The organism is Lactobacillus sp. 3B(2020) (genome assembly GCF_013487845.1).
In the GTDB taxonomy this organism is placed as follows: domain Bacteria; phylum Bacillota; class Bacilli; order Lactobacillales; family Lactobacillaceae; genus Limosilactobacillus; species Limosilactobacillus alvi.
In genome coordinates this window covers 669773-696092 of sequence record NZ_CP047410.1, presented here as the reverse complement: position 1 = coordinate 696092, position 26320 = coordinate 669773, and the positions used below count along the sequence as shown (strand labels likewise).

Here is a 26320-nt window from a genome sequence, read left to right as displayed (position 1 = left end):
CAACTAGTAGTGCATCTTGCTTCAGGTAGGTTGTAATTTGGTTCGACTCTAAACGCAAACTATTATACAAAAAAAGGGCAACAGAATAAACTATAAGTTCCTGTTACCCAATATTTTAGGCTTACTTTGGTTCTTCAACTTCTTGATAATAACTATCTTCGAGGCGTTTAAAGCTTCCCGGTTCAGCTTCTTCAACCGCCGTCCCTAAAGTTTCCAAACTTTCAGCGTACTTATACTCACTAAATAGAGTTTGTGCTTCTTCAATAGCTTTCTCAATTTCTTCGTGATCGACACTTAACCGATGCGCATACTGGATTAACCGTTCCGTCAACTCCGCACTATCACGTAAACTAGTCGTCCTTTCCCGTAAAGTTCCCAAATCAGACTGAACAACCAATAACTGTTTGGTAATTTCTTCCATATCAATTTGTGGTTGGTTCATTAATTGGGATAACTTCTTTACTTCGTTTGAAACTACAAAGAAGTAATCTAAATAGTCTTGCGGGATTCCCGGGAGATTAAGATTTTCAACCCGGCGTTTAGTTGTTTTCAAGTCAACAGCAAATCGTTGCAAAGCCCGTTGAGCTCGCGCTTCATCTTCCCGTAAGGTTGCAACACTTTGATTAATTTCTTGTTGTTGCTTTTCGATCGCCGTTAATTCATTTTCTGTTTTTTCAAGATGAGTTAAAACTTGACTTTCAATTGCTGAATGATCATTCAATCCAGCTTCATCAGTCTCAAGGGTCGACCGTTGTTGTCGTAACTGCTCGCTTAATCCTCGAGCATCAGCCATTTCATTATGATTAAGAGTATAGCTAATACTCAATTTGTCCAATTCATTAAGTAATTGGCGGTTTTGCGATTCGGCATGTTCCAAATGAGTCTTGGTTTTTGGAAACAGCTTTTTTACCTGAGGTCGGGCATCTAATTCTTTTTGCATCACATCATACAAGTGATCAATCGCTGGTGCTAGATGATCCACGGCTCCTTTCACTGGGCCAATCTCAAGCTCTGCTAATTTTTCTAAGGCAAATTTTTGCTCGCCACTAAGATCTCTAATTTGGTCAGGAAGGTTAGCCTCAGTAAAGTTGTAATTTTTCTTTTTTAATTCTTCATAACCACTTGATAATTCAGCTAATTGGTCCGGGAAGGTAGTATAAAGCGGCCGGTAAAGTTTGGGAACCGTCTTTAAGAGCGTTTCATAATTTTGGGTTTCCGTCCTTAGTTCATCTAAAATTTCTTGAGCTGCTTGATGATCACCTTGATTAGCTACCTCAGCAAAGTGCTCAAACTTCTTTTGTAAGTCAATCAATTGTTGATTTAACTTAACCTTACTTTCACCGTATGAAAAGCCTTCATCATCTAATTGCCGGCTAAATTGATTGTAAGTTTGTCGAAGCTTTGTTAGGGCTTCGGTTTGATTTTTAACTGATGCATCAAGTTTGTCCAAGGCGGTTTCAATTTTTTTAGTTTCGTCAAGCAAACTAGCTACTTCTTCTGCTAAAGTACTTACACTCCCTGCAATTGTAAAAAGCGCCGTTGTTTTGGCCTCTTGGCTAAGCAGTTCGATTTGATGCTGCGTTTTTTTTACGTTTGGAACAAGTTTTTTATCAAATTGTTGCCGCAAATCTGTGAACGTCTTTAACGATTCACCCATTAAGGTTTGAACCTTCTCCTTACTAAGCCGCTGATCAATTTTTTGTAATGGAATGGCCCGGATACTCTGACCATATGTAGATAACTTTTTCAAAGTTTGTCGTTGATAAACGAAAAGCCCCACAATTACTAACAGGGCAATCAGTAAAATTATTATTAATATTTGCACCATAAAAATCCCACCTATATTGATATCCTTGTTTTAGTATAGCATAACGTGATCAATAACGTTGGGATCTTTTGAAGCAAATTTTATTTTTACTTGACGATAATCTTCAACCCATTGTATGATAGTCATTGTGTAAAATAATGCAGCAGTGTGGAGCAAGCTCGTCAACAGACTAATGCCAAGATGGTGTTTCTAGTAACTCGGCTGCTAGGGTGAACGATCTAATTAGGCTGCACGAATGCCAACCACACAATCGGATTATTTTACTCCAATCAAATTTTTTGGAGGAATTTATTTATGTCACGTTACACTGGTCCAAGTTGGCGCTTATCTCGTCGCCTTGGTGTTTCACTTTCTGGTACTGGTAAGGAATTAGCTCGTCGTCCATACGCTCCCGGTGATCACGGGAACGATCGGCGCGGTAGCGTTTCTGAATACGGGATGCAACTTCGGGAAAAGCAAAAGTTGCGTTTCATGTACGGAATGACTGAACGCCAATTCAGTAATCTCTTCAAGCGGGCTGGTAAGATCAAGGAAGGTACTCACGGTACCAACTTCATGATCTTACTTGAACGGCGTTTGGATAATATGGTATACCGTCTTGGCTTGGCTACTACTCGCCGTCAAGCACGGCAATTAGTTAACCACGGTCACATCACTGTTGATGGTAAGCGGGTTGACATTCCATCATATGAAGTTAAGGTCGGCCAAGTCATCGCCGTTCGCGAAAAGTCCAAGAACTTGGAAATCATCAAGAACGCGGTTGACGCTGTTGTTGCTCGGCCATCATACGTTGAATTCGATGCCGACAAGTTAGAAGGTAAATTAACTCGCCTTCCAGCTCGTGAAGACATGAATGCTGATATCGACGAAGCGCTTGTCGTTGAATTTTACAACCGTCGGTAATTTATTACTGGTGGTTCTTCAAAGGATCTCAAAAGAATTCTCTTTGGGATCTTTTTTTACATAACTAAAGAGGTTTCCTCAAAAATTTGTTGGTATGCTCCCATTAGAGTAGACATGGAGATACAAAAATCCATATCTACTCTAATGGTTTTTTGTATGCCTAAACAAATAAAATTAAACAGCCAAGCACCGCTAGAATATCGGCGCTTAGCTGCTTAATCTGATTTGTATATTTAAATGTCTGCTTGACAGGGAAAAATGCATTATTTGCACTATCTCTTTCTCTACCCTAACCAAACCGCTAGGACTGCTCCTTCGGCGAGAACTGCTGGTAAAAGTTGCATAATCCAAACTTTCTTGCCCACCGTTAAACCTCCATAAAAAGCAACGACAATTATAAACAACAACAATAATGCCCAGACTTGAAGTTGGATTGTTCCGCCAAAAAGCCAAGTTGTTGCGATTATGAATAAACCTAACATACCGTTATAAATTCCTTGGTTAGCCATGGAAACTCGGGCCTCAGGTTGTTGAGTATAGTCATTACTAAGGCCAAATGCCTTTGCCTGTTGCTTTGGTGAAGCCCATATTTCAAGGACCATTATCCCTAGATGCTCAATGCCAACTATCCAAGCTAAAATCGTTGCTAACATCATTCTTAACTTACTCCTCGTTTTCTGAAACTAATTTCATTCCGGCCCAATGGTTAATTGGCCCATACTGATGACCCACCGTCAGTTCATTTTGAATCGCAGTGTGGACAAATTGATTAGCCTTGATCACTGCTTGCTTAACCCCGACTTTCTTTGCTAACTCGGCAGTAATGATTGCAGAATAGGTATCACCAGTCCCGTTAACCCGGTTAGTTGCTAGATAGTTTTGAGAAAGCCAAAATTCTTCACCATCAGCTAAACGAACAAAATCTCGAACCGGTTTAACTTGGCCTGGTTGGTGTTGTCCTTTAATAACGACATTTTGCGCTCCCATTTGTTGCAATTCTTTTGCCGCTTCAATAATTGCTTCATCATTTTCGAGTTCCCGTTCAGTTAACTTTTGGGCTTCAAAAAAATTAGGCGTTAAAACTGTTGCTAGCGGAACGATTCGCTTCCGGAAAAGTTCGAAAGCTGACTCAGCCAATAACATCGCTCCATGCTTCGTGATAATAACTGGATCAACAACTAAGGGGCCAAAATCGACCTTCTCGTATTGATCAGCCACCACGTTAATTACGTCATCATTAGCCAGCATTCCTGTTTTAGCTGCCTGAATTTTGAAGTCAGTAGCTAAAACTTCAAATTGTTTGGCAATAAAATCAACAGGCATTATCTGACTCGCATAAACTCCCTGTGAGTTGCCAGCAACTGCTGCCGTTAAAATGCCATGACCATATACCCTATCCGCAAAAAAAGCGTGTAAATCAGCTGGCATCCCAGCGCTTCCATCGGAATCATGGCCAGCAATTGTTAAGGCTTGCGTTGTGTACTTCATTTCTTTCCCTCCTTTTTAATCATATTTTAATTTTACCATGAATTAGTAAGGAGACCATAAGATTATTTTTTTAGAAACATCTGTCAAGCGGTTGACATACAATTTTTCCAGTTGTAAAATCAGTGATCGTAAAGTGAAGTTTTTCACCAAGGAGGAAAGAGAAGATGGAAGAAACACCAAAAGTGACACAACGGTCGATTTCAATGACCACGAGTATCGCTTACTTCGCCCTTTCAATTGTGATAAATTCGATGGGGAACGTTTTAACACTTGTGACAAGTTCACATATTCACCCACATTTTTTGGGTTCGGCTTATTGGACCGCTGCTGAAAACAATCTTGGTTTAGCAGTCCTTGGAAAGGATAATCCCCTTGCATTATTCTGGGCCTTTATGATTTTGGGGATGTTAACATCCGTTTTAAACGCAATTTTGATGAAAAAATGGGATTGGAAACGAATTGGTGGTAACTTTATTTTCATGTTACCATTCTCAATCTTTATCCAATGGTTCTCAAACATTTTTAATCAAATTATGCCCGATGCATATTCTCTACCAATGGTAATCCTATACGTCTTAATTAATTTCTTTGGGGTTGCTTTAATTGGGACCGCTATTTCAATCTACCAACGGGTTAACTTAGTTTTACACCCTGCAGATGATTTGTTCCAAATTTTGCGGTTCCGGTACTGCAAAGGAAATGCAACCATTTCAATGTGGATGTCTTACATTCCACCGACAATTTTCGCCTTGATTGCAATGCCAAAGATGGGCTTAGCAAACTTTGGTTTAGGAACCATCTTTGCCCTTCTTTTCCAAGGTGCAATTACGGGTTGGGCTGACAAGCACATTTTTGGCAAACTTACTCACCAGGCGCTCGACTTAGGAAACTAGTATAACTTATTTTGAAAGGAAGTAATTATTATGGCATTTAACAAAAGTCTAGCAGGATACTTTGACGATGTACAACACATTGGTATTCCAACCGATAATCTTCCAAAGACGATTGCTTTTTGGGAAAAACTCGGTTTCAAAATGATTGGTAACTTCGATACCGATGACCAAGGCAATCAAGTTGTCTTCATGAACATGGGCCACCTCACCCTCGAAATCTGGACTGGTGATGGTGCGGTTCACCAAACTGGTGCAATTAATCATATTTCCTTAAATACCATTGATGCTGATGCTGCTTATAAAGCTGCTAAGGATGCTGGATTTAAGATGAAGGAAAGCGAAGTTCAACACCTTGACTTCTGGGAAAAAGGAATCAAATTCTTTAACATTGAAGGGCCAAATAGTGAAACAATTGAATTTTGTGAAATTGTAAAGTAACGAAAAAAGGTTGGGAAAAAACTTCTCATTAACCTTAGTTTCTAATTAACATTTAGAGATACAGAAAAGCGACTGGGAAAGATTAATTTCTTCCCAGTCGCTTTTTCGCTTTAACTAAATTTACTTCAATTGGTCAATTTCATTTTCCAATGCTTCTGCATTTTCGGTTTGATCATTGATTAAAAGCAAACTCTTAGCAATTTCGTAGTTTTCAATTGCTGCTTGACGATCTTCTAGCATTACTTTGGATTTAGCAATTACTTGGTAATAGTCACTAAGCAAGAACATTGAAAGGTCTTCCCGGCAAATATCAATTCCTCGGTTAGCAATCTTAATTGCTTCGTTTGGTTGCTTCAACTTAAGGTAAAGGTCAGCAATATTCCGATAAATAATAATCCATTGCCGCTTACCACCAGTTAATTGTTTTTCGTCAATCAACGTAACCGCTCGTTGTAAGAACTTAAGAGCTCGCTCTTCATTACCGCGCTTTTCATAAGCCATTGCCATCCCAACCGTCGTCAGCGCCCAGTAAATATTAGCACTCATCGTTGAGAATTGCGTTAGGATCAATTCAAAATTAAAGATCGCTTCATCAACTTGATCAGTGGCAACTTGTAATACCCCAAGGAGGTAGTAATAACGTTGCTTATCGAAGTCATTTTGTAACTTCTTTACTTTAATCTTATTTAAGCGGTCAGTTGCATCATCGTAATGCTTTTGCACAATTAATAAACTAATCTCATCAAATTGAGAAGTCATTGAAACGTCATCATTTTCAATGATTTTATCAACCGGAATATCTAACCGGGCACAAATCGCCGTTAAGATGTTCATCTTAGGAATTCGGTTTTGCTTTTCCATTAAACTAATTGTAGCTTGGGTACAAATTCCCTCAGAAAGCGCCGTTTGAGACAATCCCCGCTTCCGCCGAATTTGCTTTAAAACGTCACCTTTTAAACGCATATAAATTCCTTCTCCCTATAATTTATTGCTAAAATAATACCTTACTTTTACTTCTTGCCAATACTTTACCACAAAATTAATTTCATTGAAAAAAATTAGCCTTAAAAAAATATAACATATTCTTTTTTAATAAGAAAGAGTTATTAATAAAAGTTATTTGTAAAGAAAATGAAATTTAAAATCTCTGCTTAGCACGAAAAAAATAGGTAAACATTCAGTTATCCACCGAATGTTTACCTATTTCTAATCATTTTTAACCTTTAAAAAAGCTTCCACTTTATTTTATTGATTAGTAAATTTAATGGTACCGCTTTTCTCCGACGTGTTCTTCACCCAGAGAAGTAAAGCTGTAACTAATTTCGTTATTCCGGTTAAACTCATCAATCCCTAATTGAATCAAGCGATCAATTAATTCTGAGTAATCAATTCCAGAAACCTTCCACATTTGTGGGTAAAGACTAATATTGGTAAACCCTGGCAAAGTATTTGGTTCGCCTAAGTATGGCACATCATTCTTATCAACTAAGAAATCTAAGCGCGCCATCCCCTTTAAATCAAGGGCCTTATAAGCCTTCAACGCCATCGAAGTGATTTCTTCCCGTAACTTATCCGATGTTGGTACTGGTAAATCAAAGACCACGGCCGATGCATCAACAAATTTATTGTTGTAGTCATAAAACTCATCAGAATCTGGTACCCGGATTCCTCCTAACTTGGAGGCAATTGGTTCTTCATTTCCTAAGATAGAAATTTCAATCTCCCGTGGATGATCCAAGCCTTGTTCAACTAAGACTTTAAAATCATAAGCAAAAGCATCTTTGAGGGCCACCTCATATTCTTCAGCCGAGGTAACCTTGTGGATTCCAACAGATGAACCTTGTTTAGCTGGCTTAACAAAAACCAAGCCGCCAAGTTCTTCTTCGATGCGGGACCAAGGGTAATCAGCCCGGTTGTCTGAAGTTAATAAGACGTATGGTGTATTACGAATTCCTGCGTGATCAAGAATCCGCTTTGTTAGGTCCTTATCAAAGGCCATTGCTGAACCGGCAATTCCTGTCCCAATATAAGGCTTCTTTAGTAAGCGGAAAAGACCCTGCACCGTTCCGTCTTCCCCGAGGTTCCCATGGATTACTGGGTAGAAGAAATCAATTTGACCTGCTGATTCTAACACCTTAATTGGGGCTAAAGGTGAATCCAGGTCCATCTTGGCATACGCTTCTTTTACAACTTGATCCTCAGGTTCACCATCAAAAATTCGTCGTGATGATTCGTCATCAATGAGAATGCCGTCCTTGGTAAACATGAAAAGCTTAACGTCGTACTTTTCCTTGTCCATTGCATCATAGATGTTGTGTGCTGAACGTTTGGAAACGTCGTGTTCCGAAGAATTACCCCCGAATAACAAAGCGACGTGAAGTTTGTCTTTTGCCATAACTATCTCCTTTATTCAATTATCATTTAAACCGTAACTCTTAGAATCTCCATTATAACACGACAGGAAATAATTTAGCTATTATTTTCTTGATTCATAATTGCGTCCGCAATTTCTGGTGGTAAAGTTTCATCCATTAACATAATTTGCAATAAATGGCGGTGATTAAACACCTGGTGCCAAGTGGCAGTTTTTTCCATGTTTAAAGTATCTAACTTTTTTCGCCATTCTTGTAGCTCATTAATAAAATAACGTCGGTATAAGGGATGAGTCTTTAAAGTCTGGTTGATAAATCCAGCTCCTTCGTCGGGTTCGCTCATTGTAAGTGGCGTCGTTAACTGTTCATAAGCCTTTAAATAACTTGCCATTAAAAATAATTTATCAGCTCGCTTTAAACGATCATCAGCACAAATTTCATTGCATAAACCCGCATAGGCAGCAAAAATTTGTACCCAGCCTGCCCCTTCTACAAAGCCCCGGGTGTCACGCTCTGCTAACATCGCCACTGCCAATCGGTTAATAAGACGCTTTACAACTTGAAGGTTAATTGGTTTTTTCTGCTTTCGAGCAGCATATAGAAGGTATCGAAAATACACTAATCCTAAGCTTCGTCCATAAACCGCTGGACTATTTCGCTCAGTTAAATGGTTATAAAAATATTTTGCTTGCAATAGGTTAACCGTTAACCATTGTAATTGTTCATTTGAAAGCCGATGATGTTCAACCGCCCAATTTATGAACCCAACCAACTGATGACGGAGATGAATCTTAGTAGTTTGTAAGGCTCCGGGGATGGCTTCGACTAATCCCTTCGCAAGCGGTCGATCATGATCAATAAGGTCATTATTAACCGTCAGTTGCAATTCAACCATAAATAATGGATCAAGCTCGTGATTTTCAAATTTTTCTCGTCGATGGCCCTTCAAATTTTTTGATAGTTGCGCCAATCGTTTTCCAAGATTCAAAAAGATTTCACCAGCTACTAATTGCTCATGCAAGGCTTTAATTTGTTGTTCAACTTCCGCTAATTCGTTCACTAGCCTATCCTCACTTTCCAAGGGTACTAAGTCTAACTAACCAGGAAACGGTTATTTGAGGAGGATTAATAATCCCGGTAAATGCTTCATTAGTAGCTACCACTTTCCCGTTAACTGGTGAATTTAGGGTGATCACCCAATTTTGACTTTCAATTGTTGCAAAAGGCATCCCCTTTGATAAGATTGCCCCCGGATTAGGTAAATCAACGAAATATAAGTCCCCCATTTTCTGAATGGATTGTCTTGTCAATCCAAGAGTAATGGTTTGACCAACTTGTTTCACCCACCACGGATTTTCGAGTTGCTGCATAATTTACCTCCTTGCTTATCAACTTTAGTTTACGAACTGAAGTAACTAATCGTCAAGCGCTAGTTAATAATGATACAATAAGCTAAATCATTCTATTCGGAGGTTGAGATTTTGAAAGCCTTTAGCAAACGAACTTTCTTTTTCTGGTTGCTTTTACTGTTTTTCCTTATTGATTGGCTATTGGTGGCCACTCATAACTCCTTCGTTTTAAATAGCGACCATACGATCCGAGAATTAGTTAATCTTTACCGTACAAGAAACCTGACCTTCTTTTTTTCAAACCTCACCAAACTTTTTAATTCCACCCCTTCAATCATCTGGGCACTTGCAATTGGTATCAGTTTAGTTTTAACTCAGAGATTTAAATTCACCATTTTGTATTGCTTGATTGTTCTTTCAGGAACCCTTTTAAATAAAGTCATCAAGCATATTGTTCTCCGTCCACGCCCACAAAGCGACGTTTTAATACACTATGCTGGTTACAGCTTTCCGAGTGGTCATTCCAGTGGGGTAGTTTTAATAATTGGTAGTACCTTGCTTTTCTTATGGGCCAGTCACCAATCCAAACAGTTAAAAATTTTCGAAACCAGCTTAATTATTGCCCTAATCCTGCTGATTGGTTTTTCCAGGATCTACGTCGGTGCTCACTACCCAAGTGATGTTCTTGGTGGTTGGTGTTTAGGGGCTATCGTTATCTTATTTTGGCAAAACATTTTTCAAAGGTTTAAGAAATAAAAAAAGTGATTGAAAGAGAAACAACATCTCTTATCAATCACTTCTTTATTAACCCAAGATTTGCTTTAAGGCATCAACCTTATCTAACTTTTCCCATGGCAAGTCAACATCCGTCCGGCCAAAGTGACCATAAGCTGCTGTTTGCTTGTAAATTGGTCGTTTCAAATCAAGCATTTGGATAATCCCAGCTGGCCGCAAATCAAAGACTTGGTTAACGGCATCGATTAATTCCGTTTCTCCCCGCGTACCAGTTCCATAAGTATCAATTGAAATCGATACTGGCTTAGCTACTCCAATGGCATAAGCAATTTGAATTTCTAACTTTTTAGCGTAACCAGCTGCTACAAGGTTCTTTGCAATGTATCGAGCGGCATAGGAAGCTGACCGGTCAACCTTTGTTGCATCCTTACCAGAAAAGGCACCTCCACCGTGGTGTGCAGCCCCACCGTAAGTATCAACAATAATTTTTCGTCCCGTCAAACCAGCATCACCTTGAGGACCACCGATTACGAAGCGACCAGTTGGATTAATGAAGTATTTAGTTTGATCATCTAATAATTCCGCTGGAATCACCTGCTTGATAATCTTTTCCTTCACATCATGGCGAATTTGTTCCAGTGTGGTAGCTGCATCATGCTGAGTACTTAAAACTACCGTGTCAACCCGTTTAGCTCGATCATTTTCATCGTATTCAACGGTAACTTCAGCTTTAGCATCTGGTCCAAGATAGCTAATTTCACCATCTTTCCGGGCCTTAGCAATTCTTTGCATCAAATGGTGACTCAACATCAATGGTAATGGCATGTATTCTGGCGTTTCGTCAGTTGCGTAACCGAACATTAATCCCTGGTCACCAGCACCGATTTTATCGAGAGGATCCGTTTTACCGTCCCGCGCTTCAAGAGCATCATCTACCCCTTGAGCAATATCAGGTGACTGTTCATCAAGTGAAACAATGACAGCACAATTATCGCCGTCAAAGCCATACTTCCCATTTGAATAGCCAATTTGCTTAATTGTCTTCCGGACAACCTTTTGAATATCAACATAAGCTGTTGTTGAAATTTCACCAAAAACTAAGACTAAGCCAGTAGTAACGGAAGTTTCAACCGCAACCCGTGCATCGGGATCTTTTGCTAACAAGGCATCCAAAATAGCATCTGATATTTGATCGGCTATCTTATCAGGATGACCTTCAGAAACTGATTCTGATGTAAATAGATGTTTTTTCATAATAATAATTCCCCCATACTTCAAACTTGAGTGTGCGGTTACAAGGCAGCGAGTGGAGATCCACCCTCCCATCGGGAATTTGCTTTATAACGTTGCTCATCTTAACATATTTTAAAGTTAGTATTCAATGGATATAAAATAAAAGTTATACTAGAGAAAATACTTTTTGGAGGAATTACTTTGGCAAAGTTTAATTTACAAGTCGCCAATTTAGACTTTACTAACTGGCAAAGCAACCTAGCAACAGCCGCAATTATTTTCATTAGTTGGTCATTTGCCCCGTTTAGCTATGCCGTTAGTGTTTCAGGAACCCACTTTAACACCCATATGGGGATGCTTTTTTTGTATGAGCTTTTATTAGCATTTAGCTTGGTACTCCAGTTAAATAACCATTTTCAATCGCAATTAGCTAATCTCTTAATCATAATAAGTGGCTTTTGCGTTGTCTTTGGTTTTGTCACTGCCCCTTTGGTAATGTTGCTCTTACTACTCCTCCCAATTTTCATGTTTTTAATGCAATTTTCGCAATTAAATTTGCAAAACGAGGCTGGTCTTTTAACCTTTGGAGCCTTATTGATGTTAACCATTCCAATCGGCAATGCCTATGCTAGTTTGCATTTTATTTCCTGGGAAATCGTTCTCTACTTACTACCAATTATGACTTCAACTTGGTGTTTCTTAACTCCTTTCTTTTTACCTCGTAGTAAAAAACGGAATTGGTTATTATTAGGTACCTTGCTTTTCTTGATAATCTCTCTCTTTACACACCCAATTAATCGATTAACCATTGTTGCGATTATTCTTACCCTTGGCTGGTGGCTTTTTACGCTAGATAAGCGGCTTGCAGAACCATCCTTAATTCTTACCAGTTTAGTTCAAATGTTAATTATTGTTTTAATTTATTGGAATTAAAAGCGACCATTATATAATCCGGATGCACACAATAATAAGAAGGTAGTAACGGAATCCATTAGCTTACGATAATTGGGTTGCTAATTAACTTGCTAGTGGCGTTGTTATTAATAGACAGCCATTTCCATCAAGATAATTTAGGATGATTTCCGGTTTCGGCAAAGCTTCTTAGCTACCTGATTAGGATAAAGAGAACGAAAGTAGATTCGTAAAAATCTAAGTAGCCAACTTACTTGGTGTTTACAAACCCATGCAAGGGCAAGTAGGATCATGCCACCTGTAGGGAAGACCGGATCCACTTGGTCACTGTCTTGGCCGTAGTTCCTGTGTCATCTTCAGAGTGGAATGCAAGCGAGACCGGGAAGAAACACGCTTTTCTTCCCGGTCTCGTTTTCATCTCCAAATGTTACTCAGTAACTAAGGTCAAAGCAGTTGGCTGGTTCGCTCTAAATCACGGTCTCAGTGGAATGTGCGAACGAAAGGCCGACTCTAATGAATCAATCTTCGTTTACTTATCCGAACCAAGCCGTCAGGGAAGGTGCCATCCTCTGCTCATACATCCGTAAAATTTGCTGAAGTTATTTTGGGGGATCTTTTTATTATTTCTGATTATTTTGAATTAAAAATGCTAGCAATAACCCAATTATTTCTATTCCAATCATTGCTGAGAAGACTAAATGATACCCCCTCAACGAAGCTAATCGAAGACTAACCCCTTCACTTAGTGCAGCTTGACTTACGCTAGTTAAAATCACAGTAGAAACCGCTACACCCGTTGAACCAAGGACTTGCCGAATGGTTGTGATCACCGCAGTACCATGAGGAACTAAATGATTTGGTAAAGCATTAGCACCAAGGGTTACAGCCGGCATCATCACAAAGGCATTTCCGCCCTCAATAATCATAGCCGCAAAAATCATAATCGCTAAATTAAGTTTAGTAAGGCTAAACGTCCCAATTACCCAGCCAAGAATGATCATGGCCATTCCTAAAAGCATGGTTGGCTTAAAGCCAATTTTATCAGCTAATTTCCCAGTTAGTGGATTTAAGATACTCAAAAATACCGCCCCTGGAACTAGAGCCATCCCGGAAACAAACGGACTCACATGTAAGATTCCTTGATAGTATAGTGGGAAAATAATTGTCGTAACAATTAAAGCAATGTAAGAAATCGAAGTCAGTAAAATTGCTAGATCATAATTAAATGTAAAGAGGACCCGCAACTCTAATAATGGGGTTGTTAATTTAAATTGCCGTCCAATAAAAACTGCCAACATAATCAAGCTTACAATTAAGATTACACCGTTCAATGACCAATTTACGTTCTTTTTCCCGATTTGATCGATCACTTCCATCAAACCAACTAGCCCGAGTAATAAAAAGACTGACAACCAATCTAAATGGGTTTCATGACGCGCCATGACATCCCGAATCAATCCCATTTGGGCGAAGATAATAATAACGGTAATCACGATCATAAAGAAGATAAAAAGGGCCTTCCAATTAAAGAATTTTAGGATAATCCCAGAAACAATTGGACCACAAGCAAGGGCTGAACCCATCACCAACCCTGCAACCCCCATGGTTGTTCCCCGCTCATCTTTTGGAGTAATTTCAAGTAAAACCGATTGGTAAGAAGGAAACAACACTCCAACCGCGAAGGCTTCCATTACTCGACCAATCATCATAAACCAAAATCCGTTTTCTCCAAGTTGGATTGGAGTAAAGACAATCATTAACGTACCAATGTCGAATAAAGCTAAAGCTAAGACAAACATGCGCTTAAAACTAAGGTTGTTTAATAGCCACGGCGAAATCGGCATACTAACACACATTACCAACATAAAGCCCGTTGTTAACCATTGAACAGTATCAGCAGAAATCCCAAAACTCCGCATTAGTGTAGGATATGCTGTTGATAAGGAAGATTGGCTAATCGACATTGTAAAGGTTCCAATTAATAACGTAAAAATAAACCAAAAACGGCTATAAGCTTTGCCGTTTTGATCAACTGAATTCTTCATTTTCTCGTCTCCTAGTTTAGAATTATTCTCAACAGTGATTATTATAAGTTTTCAAACCAATTATGTAAATGCTATAATAACAAAAAGGAACCGATTATAAGGGGGGGAATACAATGGCACAGGATGAATACCTACATGCACTAAAAATCTTACGGAACCATAAAGTCCGCTTAACACCTCAACGCAAAACCATTCTAAATTATCTAGTTAACCATCACACTCACCCAAGTGTCGAAATGATTTATGATGATTTAAAACAACATGATGACTCAATTAGTATTGCGACTGTTTATAATACCATTCGACTGCTACTTGATTACCATCTTGTAATCGAACTCAAAAACGGTGACGGCTCCACACATTACGATTACTTTGGCCAACCACATTATCACGTTGTCTGTGATAATTGCGGTAAAATCACCGATGTCTTTACTGATGAATTCACTGACTTGAGTACTAGTTTGGATGAAATTACCCGGCAACAAACTCACTACTTAGTGACTCGAAATGACATTGAAGTTCATGGCCTATGTCCAGAATGTCAAGCTAAATTGGGATTACTAGCTCAAGCTGAAAAATAGGATTTACTTTTTATACGGAGGAAATATTTTGATTACCAATGAACAACGCGCTCATGAAATCGCAATTGCTTTAATGGCCAAAAAAGCCGATCTTAACAACCCGATTGCCGCTTATCACGATTACATTAATTATCTCTTACCAATTTTAAAAGAATTCGATAAAGACTTTCCAATGGGGATTAAGGAACATTTGGATAATTCCAGTTCCGATCATTAAAATGTTTTCTCGCGATCAATCTAAAAGAAAAAAGGCTCCTCGACGGTCTGGTGGGGATAAGGATAACGTAGGCTGATGCGCAAAAATCGTTTTTGAGGCAAATCAGCTAATTTACTTGGTTTTACAAATCAAATAGGATCGTGCCACCTACACAGAAGGTTAGGTCCTCTTGGTACTGGCTTGCCGTAACTTTTGTGAAATATTTAGGAATTATAGCTAAAATAAAAAGGTTCAAGGTGAAAATTTTTCATCTTGAACCTTTTTAATAGTTTGTTATTTATTATTGAATTTCAATCCGCGTATTAGTTTGATCTTCAGTTGTTAACTTTGGCAAGGTAATGGTCAAGACGCCTGCATCGTACTTAGCACTAATTTGCTTTTGGTTAACGTCCGGTAACCGATATTGCCGGCTAAATTGACCATACCGCCGTTCTGAATGAAGTAAGTTTCCTTGATCATCCTTCACATCAGAATCTGCTTCGCGATGTCCTGTAACCGTTAAAACATTCCGATCATAATTCAAGTGAAGGTCTTTCTTGTCAAAGCCTGGCATATCAATTTTAACTTCATAGCCGTGGTCGTTTTCACTGATGTCAGTCTTCATTGACCCATTGGTAATTGTATCTGAATAGAAATTATCGTCAAACCAATTTAACATACTATCCATCAAATTATCCCGTCTTTGTAGTCCATTCATCATCATTCAGACTTCCTTTCTTTATTGATCCTTACACTTACTATTATCGTCAAAGGTCAAAAAAGGTCAAATTATTTGGTCTAAGTTTTAACCAATCTTGACCTTTTCTCGAATAATATATTGAAATTCTCAGGACTATCTCTTTTAACTAAGCATTTATATAAAAAATAACATTATTGAAATAAGACTTCTTTTTAAGCTATATATGATAAAAGTAACATAACAGCTAGTAAAAGCGACGATGGAAAAAAGGCCGTGAGGAAACAAAAGTTCTTCACGGCCCCTTCTTTATCAATTATTGTTTAACTAATTTTAGTACCAACCATGGCTTTCCCAGAAAGCTTGGGCGGCTACCCATGAACCATAACGATTTGCGACGTATTGGTTTGCTACGGCATCTTGGTTAGAAGCGGACAAATCACCATTTAAGTATGAAACACTTAATTGATATGCCCCGTAGTATTGACCGTTTTGAGCAGAGTAGTTACCACCAGATTCGCGTTGGACAATCCAAGCCTTTGCAGCGGCTTCACTTGAAGAAAGGTTACTTGAAGTCGTTGTAGAGGTGGTATTAGTAGAAGCAGCGTTTGTAGTAGCTGCAGAATTTACGTTACTGTTTGTCGTTGTAGTGCTTTGAACCTGTGGTTGTACTTGGCTGGTGGCGCTTGAAGCAGCAGTAGCCGTGTTAGCACTTGAAGCAACGGTAGCAGAGTCACTTGCACTTGAAGCTACAGCTGAACTTTGGACTGAAGCTGATGGTAATGTAGCTACTTGTTGAGCAGTTGCTGAAGTAACTTCCCCATCATCTTTGATTACTAATTTTTGGCCAACATAGATTAAGTTCTTGTTAGCAATGTTGTTGTTTTGAGCTAAGGTATCAACAAAGGTTAAGTCATGACCAAACTTTGCTGAAATACCAGAAAGCGTGTCGCCAGCTTGAACCGTGTAAACGGAGTCTGCGCTAGCTGTCGTTGCTGAAGTGATCGTTCCTAAGGCAACGGCCCCAGCAACTGCTGCAGTAACTTTTAATGCTTTCTTGTTAAATTTCATAGTATTTAAAACATCCTTTTCTTTTGTTTTGCTTAACTAAATCAACGGTATCTACTATACATGCATTGAATTACGTCGCAATTACTGAAGATTTTCAAATTTCGTTGATTTTGTAATACGCTGTAAAATAGCTTTGGAAAGGCCAAATTTTTCATTTCGGTCAAAAGTGCATACCAACGCGTTTTACTTTCTCCATGTTGCAACCAGAATACCTTCCATATAAATTATAATTTTCTGTAACAATCGCCAAGAAAAAAAGGCAATTTTCCTGGTTTTACTTTTAAAAGAAACGGGATTACCAAGTTTTCCACCCTTATTTTAACTTTCCTGTAACATTATTTGGTTTCTCGGGGGCTATTTTGATAATTAAAGAGCAACTCTAATTAAAATTGGTAGGACCATCAAAATTTGGAACGGTAAATAAAAAACAGAGAGAGGCTGGGAATTAACTATTAATTTTTGCCCCTCTAACATTAAAATCCGGACTATAATTTTTGCCTTGATCAAAAATTGTAGTCCGGATTTTCGATTATTTATGAAATTGGCCCTCCATCGGTTAATTAATTGTCCCAATTTCGTTATGTTTAATGTCATCAGGGCCAGGCCAATGTCATTTTCCACAGCCCGTTGACCACGCAAGTGAGTTCGGCGTATGCCAAAATCCCTCTTCATGTGACCAAAGACTGGCTCAACGTCGAACTTCCGTCGACGATAAATCGCCTTACCTTCGTCACTTGAGAGGGTCGCTTTCACTTTTGCTTTGTAATAATTCCAGGTCGGGTTAACCTTCATATAACGTTGCCGACCACCTGGTGTTTTCGTTAATTTATCCAATTGCGCTGACGGCTGGTGCTTATCTGCCCGATAGATTTTAAAATCACGTTTGAAACCATATTTATCGATTTGCTCACTATACCGATAAAAGCTAAAACGAACCCCTAAATGATCAATATAGTAATCATCTTCGGCGTTATACTGCCAATTTTGTGAGTTAGTTGGGTCGTTTTTAAACTTGCGCTTCTGTTCCTTTTGATAAGTTGTATAGGGAATAATAGGTTGCTTTTCAAACTGATCAAGAATCGTTGTGTAATTGTATTCACTACCATAACCTGCATCAGCGACGATATGTTTAAAGAAGCCTAAGGCATGAAATTGCTTAAGAAATGGCACTAAAGTCCTTGTATCAGTTGGGTTTGAAAATAATCCGTAATCAAGAACAAATTGCTTATGAGTGGCAATTTGTAAGTTATAGCCAGGTTTCAATTCCCGATTCATCATCGGATCTTCTTTCATACACATAAAAGTCGCATCATGATCAGTCTTGGAGTAGCTATTGCGACCTTGGAAGATATCTTCGGCATGTTCATACTTTTGGGCACGAGGAATTAAGTCGTTGCTTAGCTGGTGGCGAAGTTTTTTTAGGAAACGACGACGCCGTTTCCTAACTGAACCACCTTTGATGATTTTGGGTTCTTGCTCAATCTCTTCATCTAATTTAGTGATTTGCTCTCCGAGTTCTTGTTCCATTGTTTTCATGCCTTCGGCAGAAGTGACCAGCTCTGGCGCCATTTCTTGCACCACTCGTTTTTCCACTAATTCCTCATAAATCTTACTTGTCTTTTCCCTTAACTTAGCGTGGTACTTTTCCACTGCACGACGCCAAGTAAATGAATATTTATTGGCATCAGCTTCGACCTTGGTTCCATCAATAAAAACTGCATCATTTTGAATTAGGCCGTGATCTGTTAAAGCCATGGTAAAGTAGACAAAAGCACGCTTGATCAGATTACTAGCGTGCTGACTGCTCCGAAAGTTATTGATGGTGTGGTAACTATAAGTATAGTCATGGGCTAACCAACGCATTGGTAGACTCTCATCCAACATCATTTCAATCTTTCTTCCAGAATAGGTTTGACGCGAGTAGGCAAACAAGAGGATCTTAAGCATAATTGCTGGATGCGATGCAGGGCGGCCAGTAGCCGCCACCGACTCTTCCAATAGAACCTCCTGTGGAATTGAGTCGACAAATGCACTAATTAGTCGCGCAATATGGTTCTTTGGTAAATCATAGTTATAGTTTAGTACGAATTCGGTTTGCCCTATGGTATAATTTTGATACATGGAAATCGCTCCTTTTTGTTTGTTTTCGTGATAATTACATCATATCAGGAGCAACTTCCTGTGTACATAAAAACCGGATGATGAATTGTTTAAGAAATTCATCATCCGGTTTTTACTTTGGACTAGGAGTTTTTTCCCAGCCTCGCCTCTTTTTCATCTCCGAATGTTACTAAGTAACTAAGGTCAAAGCAGTAGCTGAATGGAAGTTGCTTCCCTAACGGTCGCACCAACCTATTCAGCCTTGCATGGGCTCACAAACGCCAAACCAGTTGGCTGGTTCGCTCCAAAGCACGGCCTTAGCGGATAAGTGCGAACGAAAGGCCGATTCTAATGAATCAACCTTCGTTCTTCTTATCCCAACCAGGCCGTCAAGAAGCTTTTTTCCCAACCTCTGAATTTGATCCTATTATTTAGTAATCTCTTTCCATCGCCATTGCACTTGGCCACCCTTCGAGGGATTTTCGCTGGTCTTGGGCACGCAACAATTGTCGCTCTTCGTTGCTTAAGGCAAAATCAAATAAATCAATATTTTCTTTTACATATTTAAGATGAGTGGCCTTAGGAATTACAACCACCCCTTCTTGAATTAAGAAACGGAGTGAGATTTGGGCAGGTGTTTTATGATATTGCTGGGCAAGGGTTGCTAAAACCTTGTTTTCCATAATTGTTTCCGCTGCTTGACCAAGCGGTGACCAAGCTTCATGCACCATCTGATGTTCAGTCAAGAATTGATGCATTTTTTGCTGTTGCCACATCAAATGGGTTTCAACTTGGTTAACCGCTGGCTTAACTGTTGCCTCATCAAGAACTTTCTGAAGCTGTTGATGATTGAAATTGCTTACCCCAATTGCCCGAATTTTCCCCTCTTTAACAGCATCTTCTAGAGCCACATACGAGTCAAGGTAATCAGGAATTGGCCAGTGGATTAAAACCATGTCGTAATAATCCATCTTACCTTCTAATAATGACTCATCAATCCCTGCCTTCGTCTCAGCGTATCCGCTTAAGGGCGTTTTGGTAGTAATGAAAAATTGATCACGACTAATTCCACTTTCCTTAACAGCTTGACCAACACCGGCTTCATTTCCATAATATTGAGCAGTATCAATTAGTCGGTAGCCGGCATTAATCGCTTGCTTAACAGCTTTTTTTGTATTAACACTTTCAATTTGATAGGTTCCAAATCCCAATACAGGCATCTGCATCCCATTATTTAAGGTAACTGTTTCCATTAATCTCTTTCCTTACTCTACCGTTTTCCTCAAAACCATTAAAAAAGAGGCTGAGCAACCTCAACCTCTAACATTTTAACCCATTACTCACTCTATGCTCAAATAATCCTCTCTTGGTTTTTACCATCTAGTAACGATCACGCGGCATTAATAGGTTTAAAATAATCGCACAAAGGGCAGCAATGGCAATTGGTGACCCTAACAAGTATTGAATTAATTGTGGAGCATTGTTGGTTACCTTACTTGGTAAAAGCACAATGGCTAAGGTCAAGATAATTGGTAACCCAATAATATAAAGATCACTTGATTCGGTTTTAATTCCCCGAATAACATTCAAACCATTCAACATGATCGTAACCGTAATAATAGCAAAAACCCCACCGATCACGGGAGCTGGGACAGCAGCTAAAAATGCCGATAACTTTGAGAAGAAGCCAAGAATAATAAACCAAATTCCAGCAGCAACAAAAACCCGTTTGGAAGCAACCCCAGTAATTGAAACTACACCGGCATTTGTGGAGTAACCCGTTACTGGCGTTGCCCCAGAAAGGGCAGCCACTAAACAAGACAAACCTTCACCAATAATCCCGCGATTCCATTGTTTTGGTGTAATTTCATGATTTGTAACTGCCCCCATTGCAAACCAAGTCCCCGTCGTTTCCGTCGTAATAATTGCATAAATAATGATAAACGTTAAAATAGCGGTTAAATTAAAGTGAACTCCCCAATGAAAAATCGTCCGTTGAGGAAGACCAAACCAAGTTGCCTTCGCTACCGATTGCCAATCAAACCGACCCATAGTAGCACTTAATAAGGTACCAACCAAAAGCGCAATGACGATTGAACCGGTCCGGAAAATCTTTTGGACTTTTGGAAAGCGAATACTAATTCCAACACAAATCAATAAAGTCAAAGCCGTCGCCGAAGCTAATTCCATATTTTGGTAAATATTACCGTTTGCCTCAAAAATATTGTCATTTAAGGCTGATGGAATCAATGATAATCCCACACAAGTGATAATCGTTCCCCCGACCACAGCTGGTACTAACTTATTGATAATCTTCTGGAAGGTACCACTTAAACCAAGTAAAACCATTAGGATTGCCCCAACAATTAACGCCCCAATTAAGGTTGCCATTCCATCCCCTTTGAGTCCACCACCGGCTAAAGCAATCCCCGCAGCTGCACCCAGCGGAACAAAAGATGGCCCTTGAGACATTGGCATCTTCATAAAGAAGACCGTTTGTAAGATTGTCCCAATCCCAGCTGCTAGGAAAGTTCCCTGTAATAATCCCTGGGAATCAATTGCTCCCATGGAGAGCATCCCCGCTAAAATAATTGGTGGCACATACACATCCATCGCTAGCACATGTTGTAATCCCAATAATGTCGCTTCGCTAGTTGGCACCTTATCATCAGGACCAATCATTAATCCGCTCTCTACTCGTGAATCCATTTTTACCTCCACAAAACCTTTTCTCTCTCTTGCCGATCGCTTAATCGCCTACATTCAACTACATAGACTACCGAACATTCGGCTTTTCATGTTTTGAATGTTATCACGAACTTTAGCAATTGTAAACACTATTTCAAATAAAAAATCCCGAACATTACTATTGTTCGGGATTAAAACACTTTACTTATTAACGAACTAAATTCTTCCAGATTGTAACTTGACCACTTTTTAGTGAGGCTGGAACATCAATAATCCGTTGGTTGGCACTTCCACGGAATTGTAAGGTTAAATCCTTTTGAGCCAATAAAAAGCGCCCATCAACTAAAATATCTAGTTGTTTTAGCAATGCTAACTTATCTGCTGTTTCCTTTTGGAGTTCTTCCCAAGTGTAACCTGTCCACGACCAGATATCTTTTTGGTGCCCAAATTCTTTACGAACGCGTTTAACTAACTGTAGACAAACCTGGGTATTCAAAAATGGTTCGCCACCAAGCAAGGTTAAACCTTGAACGTAGGATTGACTAAGGTCAGTAATGATTTGATCTTCGAGTTCTTGTGTATATGGCTGACCGTAATGAAAATTCTGTGCCGCCACGTTATAACAACCTGGACAATGGAAGGGGCAACCCGAGACATATAAACTACATCTGATCCCTTCGCCATCAACAAAATTAAATGGCTTGTAGTCTGCAATATATTGTTGTGAAAGTTGGTCAGCGCACCATTCTTTCGGCTTCGGATTGTTTGGCTTTCTCAAAGTTTGCGGCATGTTTTACCATCCCTTCTGTCATATTTTTTGCCCGGTGAATAATTTCTTCGTGACGGCCATGAACCATTGGTCGCTGTTGCGGATTACCTAAATAACCACAAGTTCGTTTGACCACATCACAAGTTGCTGGATCATGGTTGCCACATTGGGGACACTCGAATCCCCTAGCAGTGGCTTTAAATTCACCCTTAAAGCCACACTTAAAACATTGATCAATCGCTGTATTCGTTCCTAAATAACCAACATGGTCATAAGCCCAGTCCCAAACTGCTTCGAGTGCTTTTGGATTTTGACGCAAATTTGGATATTCGCAATAGTGAATAAACCCCCCCGCTGCATATTTAGGAAAAGCTTCTTCAAAACTTAGCTTTTCAAACGGGGTTGGGTGCTTACGAACATCATAATGGAAACTATTGGTATAGTATTCTTTATCTGTCACATCTGAAATGCGACCAAACCGTTTAATATCGGCTTGGCAGAAAGTATCGGTTAACGACTCAGCTGGGGTTGAGTAAAGACTAAAATGATATCCTTCTTCAGCTTCCCATTGGTGACAAGCCGCTGCCATCTGTTTAACAATTTTAACTACAAATTGATGAGCCGCTTCGTTTTGCTCCCAACTTGGGCCATAGAAGCTAGCCCCAACTTCATATAACCCAATGTAGCCAAGGGAAACCGTTGCCCGACTATTTTTAAAAACTTCATCAACACTGTCCGTTGGTTTTAGGCGTTTCCCAAATGCTCCATACATATATAGAAGGGGCGCATTTTCTGGTTTTGCTTCCTTGGTCCGCTTAATCCGGTAATCCAAAGCAATCTTTGCTAAATTAAGTCGTTCATCAAGAATTTCCCAAAATAGTTTTTGGTCACCTTTAGCTTCTAGGGCAATCCGGGGTAAATTTAAGGAAACTACCCCTAAATTCATCCGTCCAGAGTTAACTTCTTTCCCGTTTGCAGGATCATGCCACCCCTGTAAAAAACTCCGACAGCCCATCGGGGTCTTAAAACTTCCGGTAATCTTGATAATCTGATCATACATCAACAAATCTGGATACATCCGTTTCGTTGAGCATTCTAACGCCAACTGCTTAATATCATAATTAGGATCTCCAGGATTAAGGTTTAATCCTCGTTTCAAAGTAAAAATTAGTTTTGGAAAAATTGCCGTTCGGTGTTCTTTCCCCAGTCCTTTAATCCGAATTTGTAAAATTGCTTTTTGAATTGCGCGGGCAATCCAAGAAGTTCCCAAACCAAAGTTAATTGTGGTAAATGGCGTCTGACCTTGGGATGAGTATAAAGTATTAATTTCGTACTCTAAGGCTTGCATGGCATCATAAATGTCCTTTTGCGTTTTCCGGCGTGCATAAGCGATTTGCTTATCAGGTGCCACCCACTCTTTGGCATCCCGTAAATGCTTTTGATAATTTATTTTTGCATATGGTTCCAGAAGCTGATCAATCCGGTTAGCTGAGCACCCACCATATTGCAACGAAGCCACGTTCGCAATGATTTGCGACATTTGAGCAGTCGCCGTTTGAATTGATTTCGGTGAATCAACCCAAGCATTTCCGATCTTAAATCCATGAGCTAGCATCTCATCAAAATCAATTAAGCAACAATTTGTTTCCGGCGTAACAGGTGAGTAGTCAAGATCATGCCAATGGAGATCTCCCCGTAAATGGGCCTTAGCCACCACTTCGGGCAACATTTTTAACCCCAGTGCTCGACTGACAACGCCAGCTTCAAGGTCGCGTTGAGTATTAAAAACCTTTGAATCCTTATTGGCATTTTCATGGACAACCCGATCATTTTTCCCAAAAAGCGCTTTTAGTTTTACTTGAGGGTCGGTTGCCTTGGCAAAATTTTCTTCATCGCGTCGCCGATAATCACTATAAATTTTAGCCAAAGCGGGTTGATCATTTGTAATTAAAGTGGCTTTGATCTCGGCGGCAATTTGCTTGGTTTGGATAAGTTTTTGGCCTGAAAATTTCTTAATTAGGTTGGTAACTACTGCATTTTTAACCGTTTTGTTCGCATGAAGCTGATCAAGCACCCAGTTAATTTTGTAGGGGTAAAAGGGCGTCACGGTCTGATCACGCTTTTCAACTTGAACAGTTTTTAAGGTTTCAAGATCTGTTTGCATTTTCTTAGTCCTCACTTCAATCGATAATTAACAGTTTCCATAGTAGCCAAAATGACAATATATAGAAACTCTTGACTTCAAAAGCACTATATGTTGTGTATGAACTAATAGTTTGTAAACTATCCTAATTTCAAAATAATCAAATATCATTTGATATATTAATTAAGCAAGTGGTAACTTATCTTTATCAATGACTCTTATTTTTTATTAGTTTATTTAAACCGGTCTCAATTTTCACAATTTGCTCAATTGATAAACTAACGGACAACTAAAAATAATTTTTCTAAGCTGAAATTTTTATCATGTTTTAATCTGTAGGTTTTAAGAGTGACTACACGGACCACACAAAAAACGACCTTATCCAAAACTGAATAAGATCGTAATGGTAGCTTGGAAGGATAAGACCCTGAAATGCCGATTAGCCATTTTCAAGTATCATCCGTTATCGGTATCAAGACTCACAGTCCTTAGTTGAGGATTAACCCTCTTTTTTAATATCATCTTTTCCTGATTTTTTATTCTTATTTAGGTAATGTCTGGTGTACGCTTATTTTCGCCAACTTTTCTTTTGACTATTCATCTCTGTATGTTACTCAGAAACGGCGGTCAAAACAGCAACTGAATGGGCTTGCAAACGCCAAACAAGTTGGCTGGTTCGCGCCAAGCATGATTCTAATGAATCCACTTTCGTTCTTCTTATCCCATCTGGCCATCGAGGAATTTTTCCCCTCCTCTACTTAGCTTTACTGCTAGTTTAATTGGAAGAATTAAAATTCCCCTTCGGCAATTTGGTCAAGCAGTGGCCGGGAAGGAATGAAGAACAATTGACCACTCAAAATATCAGAGAAAGTCAATAAGAAATCGCTTTGATCAACCATATTTTGTAACATCATTTTGGTTACCGCCCAGTGACGAGAGTAACCAATGAAGTAAGTCCCAGTATTTCCAGAAGCCGGATCAGAATATGGTACATTCATCCGGACAATCTTTTGTTCTTCACCGTCGATTTCTGCCTTAGAAGTTACGTTGTGAGCATTCTTGAACTTTTCTTCGTCATCAAGTTCTAGGTCACTAAACTTCTCCCGACCAATAGCTTTTTCTTGTTCTTCGGTCTTCAAGTGGTTCCAGAAGTCCATGTTATGCCGCCACTTTTGTGCAAAGGCATATGAACCATTTTCAAAGGTCGGATCTTCATCCCCGATAATTGCGTAGTCGGCAGCATCTTCAATTTGTGGTGCTTCAGTCCCATCAATAAAACCGATAATTGCGCGACCTTCAAAGTAACGGAAACCCTTTGTTTCATCAACGACTGTCGTAATATCTTTTAAGAAGCGCCGGAATTGACTCATAGCTTCATATACCACAGCTTCGTCACTAGCCCGAATGTGGAAGAAAAGATCACCCTTAGAAGCTGGCATCTCATACTTTGGCCCCTTAACCGTTTGGTATGTTTCCAATTCCTTTGGTTTTGCTGAACCAGGGAATAGGTAGTCCCAAGCAGCACTACTAAAACCAAATGATCCCTTTAGATCGCCCTTTTCATCACGAATCCGTAAGGAACGCAAAATTGCTTGATAACGGTCAGCAAACTCACAAATTACTTCACGCTCCTTAGCTTGGTCCTTTCGATTTAATTCAAGTACCGTAAATTGAACATGTTGTCCAACATCTTTCCATACATCCTGAGCCTTATTTGGATCCATTGTCATGAGCAATTCCTCCTCAAATTTGATTTACAAGTACATTTTACCACAAAGCGTTTTCATAGCGATAAAAAGGGATCACTTAGTATCAAATTTTAAATAAAAAAGCCAGGAAGAAACGCGTTTCTTCCCGGCCTCCTTGCATCTCCGAATGT

General features: G+C 39.4%; 24 protein-coding genes and 1 riboswitch. Of the genes, 7 read left to right on the top strand and 17 right to left on the bottom strand.

From position 1 onward, the window contains the following. Positions 1-121: 121 nt before the first annotated feature. The gene (gene ezrA / locus GTO83_RS03355; RefSeq protein ID WP_180871723.1) at positions 122-1828 is read right to left on the bottom strand and encodes a septation ring formation regulator EzrA; all 1707 of its coding nucleotides are present in this window, start codon (positions 1826-1828) and stop codon (positions 122-124) included. A gap of 294 nt (positions 1829-2122) precedes the next feature. Between ezrA and rpsD the strand changes: the two genes are divergently transcribed. Further along, positions 2123-2731: a 30S ribosomal protein S4 gene (rpsD, locus tag GTO83_RS03350; protein WP_180871722.1), complete on the top strand. Its 609-nt coding sequence runs from the start codon at positions 2123-2125 to the stop codon at positions 2729-2731. A gap of 284 nt (positions 2732-3015) precedes the next feature. Here rpsD and GTO83_RS03345 read toward each other — a convergent pair whose 3' ends face one another. After that, positions 3016-3384 carry a DUF1304 domain-containing protein gene (locus GTO83_RS03345; RefSeq protein WP_180872106.1) on the bottom strand — a complete coding sequence of 123 codons (369 nt, stop codon included), beginning with the start codon at positions 3382-3384 and terminating at the stop codon, positions 3016-3018. Positions 3385-3394: 10 nt separating this feature from the next. Beyond that, a complete protein-coding gene (thiD, locus tag GTO83_RS03340; RefSeq protein WP_180871721.1) occupies positions 3395-4219 on the bottom strand; it encodes a bifunctional hydroxymethylpyrimidine kinase/phosphomethylpyrimidine kinase in 825 nt (274 codons plus the stop codon). Positions 4220-4383: 164 nt separating this feature from the next. Here thiD and GTO83_RS03335 point away from each other — a divergent pair, with 164 nt between their 5' ends. Together GTO83_RS03335 and GTO83_RS03330 are read left to right on the top strand one after the other, a co-directional pair. Next, positions 4384-5112 carry a fructose permease gene (locus tag GTO83_RS03335; protein ID WP_180871720.1) on the top strand — a complete coding sequence of 243 codons (729 nt, stop codon included), beginning with the start codon at positions 4384-4386 and terminating at the stop codon, positions 5110-5112. 30 nt (positions 5113-5142) lie between these two features. Continuing rightward, entirely contained in the window at positions 5143-5550 is a 408-nt protein-coding gene (locus GTO83_RS03330) for a VOC family protein (protein ID WP_180871719.1), read from the top strand. 120 nt (positions 5551-5670) lie between these two features. On the opposite strand, the gene GTO83_RS03325 is transcribed toward GTO83_RS03330, so the two are convergent. The 4 genes from GTO83_RS03325 to GTO83_RS03310 form a co-directional block, all read right to left on the bottom strand. Further along, on the bottom strand, positions 5671-6513 hold the full coding sequence (locus tag GTO83_RS03325; protein WP_180871718.1) for a helix-turn-helix transcriptional regulator: 843 nt from the start codon (positions 6511-6513) through the stop codon (positions 5671-5673). A gap of 298 nt (positions 6514-6811) precedes the next feature. Continuing rightward, positions 6812-7945 (bottom strand): D-alanine--D-alanine ligase family protein, encoded by a 1134-nt coding sequence (locus GTO83_RS03320; protein ID WP_180871717.1) that lies wholly within the window; start codon positions 7943-7945, stop codon positions 6812-6814. A 74-nt stretch (positions 7946-8019) separates the two neighbouring features. Continuing rightward, positions 8020-8982: a DUF2785 domain-containing protein gene (locus GTO83_RS03315; protein ID WP_180871716.1), complete on the bottom strand. Its 963-nt coding sequence runs from the start codon at positions 8980-8982 to the stop codon at positions 8020-8022. Between the two features lie 10 nt (positions 8983-8992). Further along, positions 8993-9292 (bottom strand): glycine cleavage system protein H, encoded by a 300-nt coding sequence (locus GTO83_RS03310; protein WP_180871715.1) that lies wholly within the window; start codon positions 9290-9292, stop codon positions 8993-8995. Between the two features lie 111 nt (positions 9293-9403). Here GTO83_RS03310 and GTO83_RS03305 point away from each other — a divergent pair, with 111 nt between their 5' ends. Continuing rightward, positions 9404-10027 carry a phosphatase PAP2 family protein gene (locus tag GTO83_RS03305; RefSeq protein WP_180871714.1) on the top strand — a complete coding sequence of 208 codons (624 nt, stop codon included), beginning with the start codon at positions 9404-9406 and terminating at the stop codon, positions 10025-10027. Between the two features lie 48 nt (positions 10028-10075). Here GTO83_RS03305 and metK read toward each other — a convergent pair whose 3' ends face one another. Beyond that, positions 10076-11263, bottom strand: a complete 1188-nt coding sequence (gene metK, locus GTO83_RS03300; RefSeq protein ID WP_219634242.1) for a methionine adenosyltransferase — start codon at positions 11261-11263, stop codon at positions 10076-10078. Continuing rightward, positions 11258-11355: riboswitch (SMK box riboswitch) on the bottom strand. Its footprint overlaps the gene before it by 6 nt. A gap of 85 nt (positions 11356-11440) precedes the next feature. Between metK and GTO83_RS03295 the strand changes: the two genes are divergently transcribed. Then, on the top strand, positions 11441-12172 hold the full coding sequence (locus GTO83_RS03295; protein WP_180871712.1) for a hypothetical protein: 732 nt from the start codon (positions 11441-11443) through the stop codon (positions 12170-12172). A 599-nt stretch (positions 12173-12771) separates the two neighbouring features. Here the strand turns inward: GTO83_RS03295 and GTO83_RS03290 are convergent. After that, complete coding sequence (locus GTO83_RS03290; protein ID WP_180871711.1) at positions 12772-14196, bottom strand: MFS transporter; 1425 nt, start codon at positions 14194-14196, stop codon at positions 12772-12774. Between the two features lie 113 nt (positions 14197-14309). Between GTO83_RS03290 and GTO83_RS03285 the strand changes: the two genes are divergently transcribed. Further along, entirely contained in the window at positions 14310-14777 is a 468-nt protein-coding gene (locus tag GTO83_RS03285) for a Fur family transcriptional regulator (RefSeq protein WP_180871710.1), read from the top strand. A gap of 28 nt (positions 14778-14805) precedes the next feature. Further along, positions 14806-14994 carry a hypothetical protein gene (locus GTO83_RS03280; RefSeq protein ID WP_180871709.1) on the top strand — a complete coding sequence of 63 codons (189 nt, stop codon included), beginning with the start codon at positions 14806-14808 and terminating at the stop codon, positions 14992-14994. A gap of 280 nt (positions 14995-15274) precedes the next feature. Here GTO83_RS03280 and GTO83_RS03275 read toward each other — a convergent pair whose 3' ends face one another. The 8 genes from GTO83_RS03275 to GTO83_RS03240 all read right to left on the bottom strand — a co-directional run bounded on the left by GTO83_RS03275 (position 15275) and on the right by GTO83_RS03240 (position 26171). Continuing rightward, entirely contained in the window at positions 15275-15694 is a 420-nt protein-coding gene (locus tag GTO83_RS03275; RefSeq protein ID WP_180872105.1) for an Hsp20/alpha crystallin family protein, read from the bottom strand. 309 nt (positions 15695-16003) lie between these two features. Beyond that, entirely contained in the window at positions 16004-16741 is a 738-nt protein-coding gene (locus tag GTO83_RS03270) for a LysM peptidoglycan-binding domain-containing protein (protein WP_180871708.1), read from the bottom strand. Between the two features lie 366 nt (positions 16742-17107). Further along, positions 17108-18862 (bottom strand): IS1182 family transposase, encoded by a 1755-nt coding sequence (locus tag GTO83_RS03265; protein WP_370524333.1) that lies wholly within the window; start codon positions 18860-18862, stop codon positions 17108-17110. 410 nt (positions 18863-19272) lie between these two features. Further along, positions 19273-20094 (bottom strand): aldo/keto reductase, encoded by an 822-nt coding sequence (locus GTO83_RS03260; RefSeq protein ID WP_180871707.1) that lies wholly within the window; start codon positions 20092-20094, stop codon positions 19273-19275. Between the two features lie 127 nt (positions 20095-20221). Beyond that, positions 20222-21550 (bottom strand): uracil-xanthine permease family protein, encoded by a 1329-nt coding sequence (locus GTO83_RS03255; protein ID WP_180871706.1) that lies wholly within the window; start codon positions 21548-21550, stop codon positions 20222-20224. A 187-nt stretch (positions 21551-21737) separates the two neighbouring features. Next, complete coding sequence (gene nrdG / locus GTO83_RS03250; RefSeq protein WP_180871705.1) at positions 21738-22319, bottom strand: anaerobic ribonucleoside-triphosphate reductase activating protein; 582 nt, start codon at positions 22317-22319, stop codon at positions 21738-21740. Next, positions 22264-24462 (bottom strand): anaerobic ribonucleoside-triphosphate reductase, encoded by a 2199-nt coding sequence (gene nrdD / locus GTO83_RS03245; RefSeq protein WP_180871704.1) that lies wholly within the window; start codon positions 24460-24462, stop codon positions 22264-22266. Before nrdD ends, nrdG begins: the two co-directional genes overlap by 56 nt. A gap of 767 nt (positions 24463-25229) precedes the next feature. Next, positions 25230-26171 (bottom strand): Dyp-type peroxidase, encoded by a 942-nt coding sequence (locus tag GTO83_RS03240; protein WP_180871703.1) that lies wholly within the window; start codon positions 26169-26171, stop codon positions 25230-25232. Between the last annotated feature and the right edge of the window lie 149 nt (positions 26172-26320).